Below are 12,094 nucleotides of genomic sequence, written 5' to 3'. Positions count from 1 at the left end.
GCTGACGTCTGCATAGCGCCGGCGCAGGGGTGTGGCCAGAGCCCGCAGGCCCCGGCCGGATCGTTTCGCTCCCCCGGGTCAGGCCGGCACCCACAACCGGAGGCTTACGCCGGGCACGGGACCGCGGGCCGGCGCGTCAACTGGCCAGCACGTTGCGGAACAGCCAGGGGTCTGAGGGGTCGATATCCTCCTCGAAATGCTCCCACCGGTCCTGCAACGGCGTCCAGTCGGTATAATGCGCCTCGACCGGTCCGAGGTAGGGACGCTGCACCTCAAGGCACCGGGCATGGTCCATCTCGTCGGTCTCGACGATGCCCGCCTGCGGATTTTCGAGCGCCCAGACCATGCCGGCCAGCACCGCGCTGGTCACCTGAAGCCCGGTTGCGTTCTGGTAGGGCGCCAGTTGCCGCGTCTCTTCGTTCGACAGGCGCGAGCCGTACCAGAGCGCGTTCCTCTCGTGCCCGTAAAGCAGCACGCCCAGTTCGTCGATGCCCTCGACGATCTCGGATTCGTCGAGGATCTCGTGCACGCTTTGCTGCCGGCCCGAGCCGAACATCTCGTGCAGCGACAGCACCGCGTCGTCGCAGGGGTGGTAGGCATAGTGGCAGGTCGGGCGGAACTCGGGCGCGGAGACGTCGCCCAGGGTGTAGTAATCCGAGATCGAGATCGCCTCGTTATGCGTGACGAGAAAGCCGAACTGCGGCCCCGGCGTCGGGCACCAGGTATGGACCCGGGTGATGGCGCCCGGCCGCGCCAGCCAGATGCCGGACTGGCAGCCGGTGTCGAAGCTGTGGCCATTTTCGGGGAACCACGTCTCGTGCGTGCCCCACCCCAGTTCGGCCGGCTGGAAGCCTTCGGCGATGAAGCCCTCGACCGACCAGGTGTTGACGAAGGTGCCACGCGGGCGGGGGCGGCGGCGGGCCTGGGTGTCGCGTTCGGCGATGTGGACGCCCTTGACGCCCAGGTCGCGCATCAGGGTCGCCCAGTCCGCGCGGTTGGCGGGTGCGGGGGTCACCCGGCCGGTGTCCCGCGCAAGCGTGGTCAGAGCCTCTTTCACGAACCACGACACCATGCCGGGGTTGGCCCCGCAGCAGGAGACCGCAGTGGTGCCGCCGGGGTTGGCCGCCTTTTCGTCACGCACCTTCTGGCGCAGGGCGTAGTTCGTGCGCTGCGCGTTGTCGGTCGTCTCGAAGTAGAACCCCGCCCAGGGTTCGACCACCGTGTCGATGTAGAGCACGCCGCGTTCGCGGCAGAACTTCATCAGGTCGAGCGACGAGGTGTCGACCGAGAGATTGACGCAGAAACCGCCCTGCCCCTCGGGGAACAGCCGCCCCAGAACCTCGCGGTAGTTCTGCGGCGTCAGGGCCTCTTGCACGTGGGTGATGTCCCGCTGGGCCAGAAAGGTGCTGGCGGCGGGGTCGGGTTCGACGACGCAGAGCTTCTCCGCGTCGAAGTCGAAATGCCGTTCGATCAGCGGCAGCGTGCCACGGCCGATCGAGCCGAAACCGATGATGACGATGGGGCCGTCGATCCGGCCGTAAACGGGATATTGCGTGCGCATCGCGGGTCCTCGAACAAGCTTTACCCGAGGAATAGCGAATGCACGGGAGGATGGGAACCGGAGCGGCGGCGCATCATGGGCGGCCTGGCGCGGGAGGTGGCGCCGCTTTCAGGCGGCGCGGCATGGGAGGCGTGTCACCGGCGGCGTGGCGCGGGCAGGGCCTTATGGATGTCGGGCGCGTGAGGGGTGCGAGACATGAACCCGTGGCCGCAGCTGGCCGGCGTCGGAGCCTCCGGCGGGAGTATTTTTGAAGAGAAGAAACACTAAGGGCGCTAGGGGATGGGCCCGGGCGGCGCGGGGCGGCGGTATCGCCGGTGCGGCGGCGGGCGTCGTGATGGGGGGCGGCCCTCCGCGTGCCGGCCCCGACGGGCGCGGCACGCGGTGCGGCCGGGATCAGCGGTCGACGCCGCCGAACACGACGTCGAGCGAGCCGATGATCGCGGCCACGTCGGCCAGCTGGTGACCCTTGGAGACGTGGTCCATGGCCTGCAGATGCAGGTAGTCCGGCGAGCGAAGCTTGATGCGGTAGGGGCGGTTGGTACCGTCCGACACCATGTAGACGCCGAATTCCCCCTTCGGCGCCTCGACGCAGGCGTAGACCTCGCCCTCAGGCACGTGAAAGCCCTCGGTGTAGAGCTTGAAGTGGTGGATCAACGCCTCCATCGAGGTCTTCATGTCGCCGCGCTTGGGCGGGCTGATCTTGCCGCGCGTCATCACCGGCCCGGGCTCGGCCCTGAGCTTGGTCAGGGCCTGCTGGATGATCTTGGTCGATTCGCGCATCTCGGCCATCCGGCAGAGGTAGCGGTCGAAGCAGTCGCCGTTGACGCCGACGGGCACCTGGAACTCGAACTCGTCATAGCATTCGTAGGGCTGCGCACGCCGAAGGTCCCATGCCAGGCCCGAGCCGCGCACCATCACGCCCGAGAAGCCCCATTCGAGGCATTCCTGCTGGCTGACCTTGCAGATGTCGACGTTGCGCTGCTTGAAGATCCGGTTGTCCGTCAGCAGGCTGTTGAGGTCGTTCAGCACCTTCGGGAAGTGATCGGCCCAGGCATCGATGTCGTCGATGAGCTTGGGCGTCAGGTCCTGATGCACGCCGCCGGGGCGGAAATAGGCCGCGTGCATGCGCCCGCCGCTGGCAGCCTCGTAAAAGCCCATGAGCTTTTCCCGCTCGGAAAAGCCCCAGAGCGGCGGGGTCAGCGCGCCCACGTCCATAGCCTGCGTGGTGACGTTCATCAGGTGGTTCAGCACCCGGGTGATTTCGGAGAAGAGCACCCGGATCAGCTGGGCCCGGCGCGGCACCGGGGTACCTGTCAGTTTCTCGATGGCGAGGCAGTAGGAATGCTCCATCGACATCGGCGAGACATAGTCCAGCCGGTCGAGATAGGGCAGGTTCTGCAGGTAGGTGCGGCTTTCCATCAACTTTTCGGTGCCGCGATGCAGAAGGCCGATATGCGGATCGCAGCGTTCGACGATTTCGCCGTCGAGCTCGAGCACAAGGCGCAGCACGCCGTGCGCCGCGGGGTGCTGCGGGCCGAAGTTCAGGTTGAAGTTCCGGATCTTCTGTTCGCCGGTCTGGGCGTCGTTGAATTGTCCGTCCATCTGAAAAGATCCTCGTTAGCTTCGCCGCCCACGGGAATTTTCCCATGCGTCGGGCAGCCGGCCCATCCTGCGGGCCACGAAATCGTATTGCGGCGCGAGCCAGTCCCGCGCCTTGTCGCGCTGTTCGTCGGTCATGTCCAGCCGCGTGCCGGCATGGACGCGACGGTCACTGCCCTGCACCCGGCCGATCCCGAGGAAATCGCACAGCGGATCCAGCCCGCCGGGCGCGACCGCGTCCTCGTAAAATAGCACGAGCCGCCGCTGGGGCGAGACCGCGGCATCGAGCCGGGTCAGCGCGGCAGCGTAATCGCCGCGCACCGCGATTTCCGTTTCCTCTCCGCCCAGGGTGCGGCGCAACACGTTGCGCGCCCTCTTGGGGTCGAGCGCGCCGCCCCCGCGCCGGGTGGCGATCATGCGCACGTGGCTCCAGAGCCGGGCGACCGGATCGCGCAGGAGGTAGACGAATCGCACGTCGGGCGCGATCGCCGCCATTTCGCGCAGGCGTCGTTCGGGCAACAGCGCATAGGCGGGCGTCACGTCGCCCACGACCCGCGCTTTCCCCACCCCGTCGGTCAGGTAGCCGGTATAGGCCTGCAGGTTTCCACGTTCGATCACCGGCAGCCAGGCTTCGCGGTCGGCGATGCGGCGGGCGATATCGGCCAACCGTGCCGCGGGGGCATCCTCCAGCCGACCGCGCAGGATGTCGGTATGCTTGCGGATCTGCGCCGCCTGCCCCTCCCGTTGATCATGCTCGAGGGCGTCGAAGTAGTGCAGCTCCTTGACGCTGCGAAAGTGGCATTCGGGATGGTCCGACAGCACCTCGTGCAGCCAGCTGGTGCCCGCCTTGGTGGCGCCCGTGCAGAACATCACGACGGGATCTGTCATGGCCCCTGACCGTCAGTCCGCGGACCGGCGGATGCCCGCCGTCATTTCGGCGGCTCCGTCGTGGTCTTTTCGTCGCCCGGCAGGATGTAGTCGGCGCCTTCCCACGGGCTCATGAAATCGAACTGGCGGTATTCCTGGACCAGGCGAACCGGCTCGTAGACCACGCGCTTCTGCTCTTCGTCATAGCGCACCTCGGTGTAGCCCGTGGTGGGGAAGTCCTTGCGCAGCGGATGCCCGCGGAATCCGTAATCGGTCAGGATGCGGCGCAGGTCGGGATGGCCCGAGAACAGGATGCCGAACATGTCGAACACCTCGCGTTCGAACCAGTTGGCCGAGGGGTGCACATCGATGATCGACGGCAGCATCTCTTCCTCGCGCACGCCGACCCGAAGACGGATGCGCTGGTTCTGGTGCATCGACAGGAAGTGGTAGACCACGTCGAACCGCGCGTCCCGCTCGGGGTGGTCTACCGCGGTGATGTCGACGAGGCTGGTAAAGCGGCAGGTCTGGTCGGTCTTCAGGAATTCGACCATCGACACCACCGATCCCGGCGCGATGTCGAGCGTGAGCTCGCCATAGGCGATGCTCCAGCTCAGCACACAATCGGTGCGGCGCGCCTCGATATGGGTGCCGAGTTCGTTCAGGACGTCGGACATCTGGCGCGCCTCCTAGCGGGTGATGGTGCCGGTGCGGCGGATCTTGCGCTGCAGCTGCAAGAGCCCGTAAAGCAGGGCCTCGGCGGTCGGCGGGCAGCCGGGGACATAGACGTCCACGGGCACGATGCGGTCGCAGCCACGTACCACCGAATAGCTGTAGTGGTAATAGCCGCCGCCATTGGCGCAGGACCCCATCGAGATCACGTAGCGCGGCTCGGGCATCTGGTCGTAGACCTTGCGCAGCGCCGGCGCCATCTTGTTGGTCAGCGTGCCGGCGACGATCATCAGGTCGGACTGCCGCGGGCTGGCGCGCGGCGCCATGCCGAAGCGTTCCAGGTCGTAGTGCGGCATCGAGGTCTGCATCATCTCGACCGCGCAGCACGCCAAGCCGAACGTCATCCAGTGCAGGCTGCCGGTCCGCGCCCAGTTGATGATGTCGTCGGTCGAGGTCAGCAGGAAACCCTTGTCCGTCAGCTCACGGTTCAGGCTCTGCGTGGCGACCTCCTTGTCCGGGCCGGCATCATAGGTTGCGGTGCTCACTCCCATTCGAGGGCCCCCTTCTTCCATTCGTAAGCGAAGCCGACGGTGAGAACGGTGAGGAACACCATCATCGACCAGAAGGCGAGATCGGTCATGACCGGGAACGTCACCGCCCACGGGAACAGGAACGCGATCTCGAGATCAAAGATAATGAAGAGGATCGACACAAGGTAGAACCGGACGTCGAATTTCATTCGCGCGTCGTCGAAGGCGTTGAACCCGCATTCGTAAGCCGACACCTTTTCGGGATCGGGGGCGCGCACGGCGACGATCGCCGCGGCGGCCAGAAGCACGAGGCCGAGAGCGACGGCAAGCGCGATGAAGATCAGGATCGGGGCGTAATTGGCGACCAGGTCTTGCACTGGGTGGCTCCTTTGGACCGGCGTTCCCTGCGGTTTAGTCCCGCCGCCGCCGGGGGTCAACAGAACCGCGCCGGCCACAGGGCCCTGCCGTGACGCAAGCAGGCGGCGCCCGGGGTCGGCCGCGCGCCGGCGGGGCGCAGCGGCCTGCCGGCAGGTCCTGTCAGTCCGGCACCGGGTAATAGGCCTGCGTGAAGATGCGCTGCACGTCCTCGGGCGGCAGTGCGGCGACGAAGCCCGGCCGCTCGGTCAGCCGGTCGTACCACGCGGCGGTTTCGGGAAAGGCGTCGAGCGGCAGGAAGTGGCGCGCCATGTAAACCGCCTGCCCGCAGGCGATATCGGCCGCGGAAAAGCCGCTGGTCAGAAGGTAGTCGCGGTTTTCCAGCGGTGTCGAAAGCCGCGCCTCGATCGCGCCGTAGCACTTGGCCAGTCGCGCCGCCTCGATCTTCATCAGCGTGGGCGAGCGCACGGTGTCGTCCAGCACCATGTGCTGCTGGATCAGGGCGCCGACATGGTGGCTGACGGTCTCGGCAAAGTGAAGCCAGATCAGGTAGTCGGGCCGGTCGATATCACCCGGCAGACGCCCCAACCCGCGTTCGGGGAAGCGTTCGCAGAGGAATTCGAGAATCGCCCCCGACTCCCAGATCGTCTCGCCATCGATCTCGATCGTGGGCACGCGGCCCACGGGGTTGAGCGTCAGGTAGGCCGGGGATCGCAGCGTTGCGTCGAAGGGATAGACCGACAGGGTGTATGTCAGGTCAAGCTCGTTAAGCAGCCACAGGACACGCATCGACCGCGTGTCGTGGCAATGATGAAGGGTTATCATGACGCGCTAGAAAGCACGGCCCGGCCCCGGGGTAAAGCGCGGCCGATCATTCCGCCACGTCCCCGGCAAGGGCCTGCGCATGCGACACCTCGTCGGACACGATGCGCGCGACCGTGGCGCCATCCTCTCGCGAAAAGCTGAGCGGCAGGCGCATGTCGATCAGCCCCGCCAGCACGGCGTCGGTCCGCGGCAAATCGGGCGTGGCGCCCGCGGCCCCGCCCCAGTGACGGTAGGTCGAGGTATAGCCCTGCGCCCGCGCCGCACCGAACCAGCGCAGGTCCACCCCGCGCGCGGCGCAGCCCTCCAGCACCGCCCCGATGGCGCGGGCTGACCAGCCCTGCAGGCGGAACTGGATCGAAGAGCCGACGAACCCCTCGCGCGCAGGCCGGTCGATCAGCGTCAGGCCCGGCGTGCCGCGCAGGCCGGCTTCCACCACGCGATAAAGCGCCGTCCATTCGGCGCAGGCCGCGTCGAGTCCCGCCAGCTGCGGGCGCAGGATGGCGGCACGCAGGTCATCCATCCGCGCCGACATGTTGGGAACAGCAGTGCGGTGACGGTCAAAGACCTCGGTCCCCGGCGCGGCGCGGTGCCGGTCGTACAGCATGTAGCTGCCCGACATCAGCACGGCGCGGGCCGCCAGGTCGGGATCATCCGTCGTCAGCAGACCGCCCTCGCCCGAGTTCATGTGCTTGTAGGTCTGGGTCGAGAAGCATGCCGCGATCCCGTGCCGACCCGAGCGGACGCCGTCCCACCGCGCCCCCATGGTATGCGCGCAATCCTCGATCACCCGCAGGCCCGCGGCATCGGCCACCCGGCACAGGCGATCCATGTCGCATATATGACCGCGCATGTGGCTGAGCAGCAGCCACCGCGCCCCGGTCTCAGTCGCGCGCGCCGCCAGGTCGTCAAGGTCGATGGTCAGGTCCTCCGCCACCTCGACCAGTACCGGCCGCGCCCCCACCGCGGCGATGGCGCCGGGCACGGGCGCCAGGGTGAAGGCGTTGGTCAGCACCGGCTCGTCCGGGCGCACCCCCGCGGCGCGCAGCGCGATCGCCAGGGCCTGACCGCCCGAGGCCAGCGCCACGCAGTACCGTGCGCCCTGCCAGGCGGCGAATTCCTCTTCCAGCAGCGTGGCCTCGCCCGCCTCGCCGGGGGCCAGGGTGTAGCGATGCAACCGGCCGTGGCGCAGCACCTCCGTCGCCGCTGCGATCGCCGCCTCGGGCAGCGGCGACTGGCGGGTAAAGCTGCCCCGGAAGCGGTCGGAGGGGCGGTCCGAGGGGTGGTCGGAGGAGCGCCCGGTCATCCGATCAGCCTTTCGACCTCGGCCCCCAGGTCGTCGAAATGATGCAAGAGGCCGTCGGGCGCGAGCCGCGCGATATCCCCACCCTCAGGCCCGAAGGTGACGAGCAGCGATTTCGCCCCGGCGGCCCGCGCGGTGCGATGGTCGGTTTCGGTATCGCCCACCAGCACGGTCGCGCCCATGTCACCGCCCACCCGGTCGACGGCCTCTCGCAGCGCGGCAGGATCGGGCTTTTTCACCGTCAGGGTGTCGGCCCCGACCAGCGCGCCGAACCAGTCGCGCGCACCCAGGCCGGTCATCAGATCATGCGCCATCGCCTCGGGCTTGTTGGTGCAGATGCCGATCCTGTAGCCCCGCGCGGTCAGCGCCGCGACGGCCTCGGCCACCCCGGGAAAAAGCGTGCTGTGCACCAGCAGGTTGGCGCCGTAATGCTCAAGCAGGCGGGGATAGAGGGCGTCGATCTCGTCTGATTCTGGGCGGCCCAGCCGCGCGAAGCCGAGGCGCAGCATGGACCGTCCGCCGCGCAGGGCTGCGCCCCGGTCGGCCACGGGGTCCAGCAGTTCGCCATACCCCGCCTCGCGGAAGCAGGCATTCGCCGCCGCGGCCAGATCGGCCGAGGTATCGGCCAGCGTGCCGTCAAGGTCGAAGATCACGCAGCGCATGGGAGGCTCCGGCGGATATGCGGGGTGGAAGACCGTGTAGACAAGTTCGATCGCCCAAGCTCGCGGTACGATGAGCCCAAGGCGTAGACCGGCTTGGCAGAAAACGAAAGAGCCGCCCACAGATCGACGACCCGACGAATGACTTCCCCCTCATGGCGCAGAGCGGACCACCTCAGGCTAACCCGGAAGGCCCGAAAGGGGATGGGTGTGATAATTGTATACAGTCTTAATTACTATACCAAACATTCACTTATCAGTACTTCTTTGTTCGATACACGAACCCGAGGCTGGTTCCCTCCGCAGGTATCGCCTCATGCCGTCCCTGTTCGCCACAACGAGCGCGTGCATCAGCTCCGAAGGCGGCCCAGCAAGCCCAGCCGAGGGTGGAAGACACCCGGCCCGGAGAGGGCCTAACGGCGCATGTCGCACATCGCAGCCCTGTCCGGCATGGGCCGCGACCGTATTCCCGGCCCGGCTGCCCGGCCATTCTTAAAAGGCCTGGCAGCCGCCGTCATGCCGGGACAATACACGTTACTCTGCCTGGCAGAGACTGCGGGCCCGCCGTGAGGAACGGCGCCCCGCCCGGCCCTGCCCCTTCAGGTCCGTTGGGAGCGCACCCGCGCCCGCGTCACTCGGCGTAGACGACCAGCGTGGGCAGATCGGTCAGCGGCGCGTCGATCAGGCGGAGAGCGGCGAGCGACACCTCGCTGCCGCCCGACCCGCCGCGAGGGCGCAGCTCGACCGACGCGCTCTTGCCAGTGGACGGGTACTCGATCCGGCCTGACCGCGTCTCGGACACCAGCGGCGTCTTGACCCACAGGCCCGGATCGGTCGGGTCGCCCAGAGAGGCAACGGTTTCGCACAACCGCGTCTCGCCGCCCGTGGGTGCCATCGTCGCGGCGGCCTTCTCCTCTTCGGACACCGTGTCGAAATCGTCGGCGGTGCGTGCGGCCGTGGTGGGCGCCGGGGCCTGCGGCCGCACGGGATCGCCGGTGGTGGCGGGCACGCCGGTCTCCTGCGGGCCCGCCGCGGCGGGGACCGTCTGGCCGGGACCGCGACCGAACGGATTGGGAAGGTTCGAGCAGGCCGCCAGCGCGACCATGGCGGAAAGGGCGAGATACTGTTTCATGGCGTCACGATACCCTAGTCCGCCCGACGGGGGAACATGGGTCGCGTGCGACCCGGCGGCGAGGCGCTGTCGCCCCGGCCGATGGCTACCCGACGACCCTGCCACATGCGGAGCCCCGCTCGGCCCCCGACCTTGGGGCCTTGTCCCGCACCGCCGCGGCACCTACTCTCCAAGGCATGACCGCGCCCCTAATCGATCCGTTCCAGCGCCGCATCGACTACCTCCGGGTGTCGGTCACGGACCGCTGCGATTTCCGCTGCGTCTACTGCATGGCGGAAAACATGACCTTCCTGCCGAAGAAAGAGCTTCTGACGCTGGAAGAGCTCGACCGGATGTGTTCGTCCTTCGTCGGCCTCGGCGTGCGCAAGCTGCGGATCACCGGTGGCGAGCCCCTTGTGCGGCGCGATATCATGACCTTCTTCGACGGCATGAAACGCCATCTCGACAGTGGCGCGCTGGACGAGATGACGATCACCACCAACGGATCGCAGCTCGCCCGTTTCGCCGATGCGCTTTATGCCGCGGGCATTCGCCGGATCAATGTGTCGCTCGACACGCTGGACGAGGAGAAGTTCGCCCGCGTCACCCGCTGGGGCCGGCTTCCCCAGGTGCTGAAGGGGATCGACGCGGCGCAGGCCGCAGGCATCCACGTCAAGATCAACGCGGTCGCGCTGAAGGGCTTCAACGAGGACGAGCTCTTGCCGATGACCGAATGGTGCGCGGCGCGCGGCATGGATCTGACATGGATCGAGGTCATGCCGATGGGCGATATCGGCAACGAGGATCGGCTGGGGCAGTACTGGTCGCTGAAGGACGTGCGCAGCGCGCTGGCGCAGCACTACACCGTCACCGACCTGCCCGACCGCACCGGCGGGCCCGCCCGTTATGTCCGGCTGGAGGAAACCGGTCAGCGTATCGGCTTCATCACGCCACTCAGCCACAATTTCTGCGAAAGCTGCAACCGCGTTCGGCTGACCTGCACGGGCGAGCTTTACATGTGTCTGGGGCAGGAAGACATGGCCGACCTACGCGCCCCGCTGCGGGATTTCCCGGGCGACGACAGGGCACTGGACAACGCGATCCGCGCGGCCATCGCGCTGAAACCCAAGGGCCATGATTTCGACTATTCGCGGCAGCGGCTGGACGGCCAGATGCCCCGGCATATGAGCCATACGGGCGGCTGAAAACTCCCCGGGTTCCCCCCGGCCCGCCCCCTAGCCGGAAGAGAGCTTCAGAGCGGGCTCTTCTTCCGTGACCCGCCAGCCCGGCAGACGCAGGACGACGCTGGTCCCGAACTCTCCGGCCTCGACCCCCATGTCGCCGCCGTGCAGCTCGATGATCTTGCGCGTCAGGGGCAGGCCAAGCCCCAAGCCCCCCACGGAGCGGGTGTCGACATTCTCGCCCACGCGGAACGGCTGGTAGAGTTTCTCGATCGCGGCCTTGTCCTTCAACTGGCCATTATCGCTGAACCGCAGCTCGACATGGCCCAACTCATCCCGGTTGACCGTCACGGTCAGGCACGAGCCGCCGTGCAGACGCGCATTTTCGATCACGTTCGTCAGGGCGATGCGGATATGGTCGGGATCGAGGTCCACCCATGCCTCGAGATCCGACTGGATCAGGCAGACGTCCTTGTCGTTGGCATGGAACACCGGAAGCTCGGCCTCGATTATATCCTCCAGCAGCAGGGGCAGATCCATCTTCCGGGTGTTGATGGCCAGCTCGCCCGTCGAGGCATCGGCATAGTTGATCACGGAGTTGATCAACCCTGTCAGATTTTCGCAGGAGCGTCGGATGGCCCGGGTCATCCGGTGCTCCAGCCCGTCGGGAAGACGCGTTTCCAGCAGGCGCGCATTGCCGTACATCACCGCGACCGGGGTGCGCAGTTCATGGGCGATCAGGGCCATGAACTCGGCCTGCAAGTCGGAATCGGCCTCGTGCTGCGGCGTCTCGGCGGCGGCGGGGGAATCGAATAGGGCCGCTGCCGAGCGCGCGAGGTTCACGAGCGTCTCGATCTCGTGCGGGGCGGGCATCTCGCGCGGCTCCCAGTCCAGCACGCACAGGCTGCCGATGCGATGCCCCGAGGCAAGAATGATGGGTGCGCCCGCGTAAAACCGAATATGCGGCGCGTTGCGCACCAGGTACTGGTCGGCAAAGCGGGGATCCTCGTGCGTATCGAGCACGACCATCGGCGCATCGGTGGTAATTGTATGGGCGCAGAACGACCAGTTACGCGGCGTGGCCCGCTGATCCAGCCCGACCATGCCGGTAAAGACCTGCTCGTCCTCCTCGACAAGGCTGACGAGCCCGGCGCCGCCGCGCAGAAGGCTGCGCGCCGCCTCCGCCATCGCATCGAAAACGGCCCCTTCCTTTTCCTTCCGGGCCATGCAGGCACGCAGGGCGGCAAGGCGATCGGCTTCGTTGAATGGAATCGGATAGGTGCGCATGGGGGCAATCATACTCGGGTCACTACTAACTGACCGTTATACCTAATGGTTGAGCTGCCGTCAGGCGCAGCGAAGACGCCCCGATCCGGTGTCCGCCGGTTTTCGCGACCTGTTGCCCTGGCGCCGC

12 protein-coding genes are annotated in these 12,094 nt (G+C 67.2%); 1 reads left to right on the top strand and 11 read right to left on the bottom strand.

Features of this window, described 5'->3' with window-relative positions; all coding sequences use genetic code 11:
* Nucleotides 1-136: 136 nt before the first annotated feature.
* The 10 genes from EKE94_RS16570 to EKE94_RS16525 all read right to left on the bottom strand — a co-directional run bounded on the left by EKE94_RS16570 (nt 137) and on the right by EKE94_RS16525 (nt 9,520).
* Entirely contained in the window at nt 137-1,561 is a 1,425-nt protein-coding gene (locus EKE94_RS16570) for a homospermidine synthase (RefSeq protein WP_127907745.1), read from the bottom strand.
* 393 nt (nt 1,562-1,954) lie between these two features.
* Nucleotides 1,955-3,163: an NADH-quinone oxidoreductase subunit D gene (locus tag EKE94_RS16565; protein ID WP_127907744.1), complete on the bottom strand. Its 1,209-nt coding sequence runs from the start codon at nt 3,161-3,163 to the stop codon at nt 1,955-1,957.
* A gap of 15 nt (nt 3,164-3,178) precedes the next feature.
* Nucleotides 3,179-4,048: a sulfotransferase gene (locus EKE94_RS16560; protein WP_127907743.1), complete on the bottom strand. Its 870-nt coding sequence runs from the start codon at nt 4,046-4,048 to the stop codon at nt 3,179-3,181.
* A 41-nt stretch (nt 4,049-4,089) separates the two neighbouring features.
* The gene (locus EKE94_RS16555) at nt 4,090-4,704 is read right to left on the bottom strand and encodes an NADH-quinone oxidoreductase subunit C (protein WP_127907742.1); all 615 of its coding nucleotides are present in this window, start codon (nt 4,702-4,704) and stop codon (nt 4,090-4,092) included.
* Between the two features lie 12 nt (nt 4,705-4,716).
* Nucleotides 4,717-5,250 (bottom strand): NuoB/complex I 20 kDa subunit family protein, encoded by a 534-nt coding sequence (locus tag EKE94_RS16550; RefSeq protein ID WP_127907741.1) that lies wholly within the window; start codon nt 5,248-5,250, stop codon nt 4,717-4,719.
* Entirely contained in the window at nt 5,241-5,606 is a 366-nt protein-coding gene (ndhC, locus tag EKE94_RS16545; RefSeq protein ID WP_127907740.1) for an NADH-quinone oxidoreductase subunit A, read from the bottom strand. Before ndhC ends, EKE94_RS16550 begins: the two co-directional genes overlap by 10 nt.
* A 160-nt stretch (nt 5,607-5,766) precedes the next feature.
* The gene (locus tag EKE94_RS16540; RefSeq protein WP_127907739.1) at nt 5,767-6,429 is read right to left on the bottom strand and encodes a glutathione S-transferase family protein; all 663 of its coding nucleotides are present in this window, start codon (nt 6,427-6,429) and stop codon (nt 5,767-5,769) included.
* A 46-nt stretch (nt 6,430-6,475) separates the two neighbouring features.
* Nucleotides 6,476-7,732, bottom strand: a complete 1,257-nt coding sequence (locus EKE94_RS16535) for a DegT/DnrJ/EryC1/StrS family aminotransferase (RefSeq protein WP_127907738.1) — start codon at nt 7,730-7,732, stop codon at nt 6,476-6,478.
* The gene (locus tag EKE94_RS16530; protein WP_127907737.1) at nt 7,729-8,391 is read right to left on the bottom strand and encodes an HAD-IA family hydrolase; all 663 of its coding nucleotides are present in this window, start codon (nt 8,389-8,391) and stop codon (nt 7,729-7,731) included. Before EKE94_RS16530 ends, EKE94_RS16535 begins: the two co-directional genes overlap by 4 nt.
* Before the next feature lie 628 nt (nt 8,392-9,019).
* The gene (locus EKE94_RS16525) at nt 9,020-9,520 is read right to left on the bottom strand and encodes a hypothetical protein (protein WP_127907736.1); all 501 of its coding nucleotides are present in this window, start codon (nt 9,518-9,520) and stop codon (nt 9,020-9,022) included.
* A gap of 176 nt (nt 9,521-9,696) precedes the next feature.
* On the opposite strand from EKE94_RS16525, the gene moaA reads away from it, so the two are divergent.
* The gene (gene moaA / locus EKE94_RS16520) at nt 9,697-10,704 is read left to right on the top strand and encodes a GTP 3',8-cyclase MoaA (RefSeq protein WP_127907735.1); all 1,008 of its coding nucleotides are present in this window, start codon (nt 9,697-9,699) and stop codon (nt 10,702-10,704) included.
* Between the two features lie 30 nt (nt 10,705-10,734).
* Here the strand turns inward: moaA and EKE94_RS16515 are convergent, their stop codons facing one another.
* A complete protein-coding gene (locus EKE94_RS16515) occupies nt 10,735-11,967 on the bottom strand; it encodes a GAF domain-containing sensor histidine kinase (protein ID WP_164870993.1) in 1,233 nt (410 codons plus the stop codon).
* Between the last annotated feature and the right edge of the window lie 127 nt (nt 11,968-12,094).

The sequence above is a fragment of the Mesobaculum littorinae genome, from assembly GCF_004011175.1.
GTDB lineage: Bacteria > Pseudomonadota > Alphaproteobacteria > Rhodobacterales > Rhodobacteraceae > Tranquillimonas > Tranquillimonas littorinae.
The sequence above is the reverse complement of the archived record's forward strand: the minus strand, read 5'-3'. Positions and strand labels throughout refer to the sequence as shown.

Coding starts and splice junctions, on each gene's coding strand:
- EKE94_RS16570 (WP_127907745.1), bottom strand. CDS start 1,561: ATGCGCACGCAATATCCCGTTTACGGCCGGATCGACGGCCCCATCGTC.
- EKE94_RS16565 (WP_127907744.1), bottom strand. CDS start 3,163: ATGGACGGACAATTCAACGACGCCCAGACCGGCGAACAGAAGATCCGG.
- EKE94_RS16560 (WP_127907743.1), bottom strand. CDS start 4,048: ATGACAGATCCCGTCGTGATGTTCTGCACGGGCGCCACCAAGGCGGGC.
- EKE94_RS16555 (WP_127907742.1), bottom strand. CDS start 4,704: ATGTCCGACGTCCTGAACGAACTCGGCACCCATATCGAGGCGCGCCGC.
- EKE94_RS16550 (WP_127907741.1), bottom strand. CDS start 5,250: ATGGGAGTGAGCACCGCAACCTATGATGCCGGCCCGGACAAGGAGGTC.
- EKE94_RS16540 (WP_127907739.1), bottom strand. CDS start 6,429: ATGATAACCCTTCATCATTGCCACGACACGCGGTCGATGCGTGTCCTG.
- EKE94_RS16535 (WP_127907738.1), bottom strand. CDS start 7,732: ATGACCGGGCGCTCCTCCGACCACCCCTCGGACCGCCCCTCCGACCGC.
- EKE94_RS16530 (WP_127907737.1), bottom strand. CDS start 8,391: ATGCGCTGCGTGATCTTCGACCTTGACGGCACGCTGGCCGATACCTCG.
- EKE94_RS16525 (WP_127907736.1), bottom strand. CDS start 9,520: ATGAAACAGTATCTCGCCCTTTCCGCCATGGTCGCGCTGGCGGCCTGC.
- moaA (WP_127907735.1), top strand. CDS start 9,697: ATGACCGCGCCCCTAATCGATCCGTTCCAGCGCCGCATCGACTACCTC.
- EKE94_RS16515 (WP_164870993.1), bottom strand. CDS start 11,967: ATGCGCACCTATCCGATTCCATTCAACGAAGCCGATCGCCTTGCCGCC.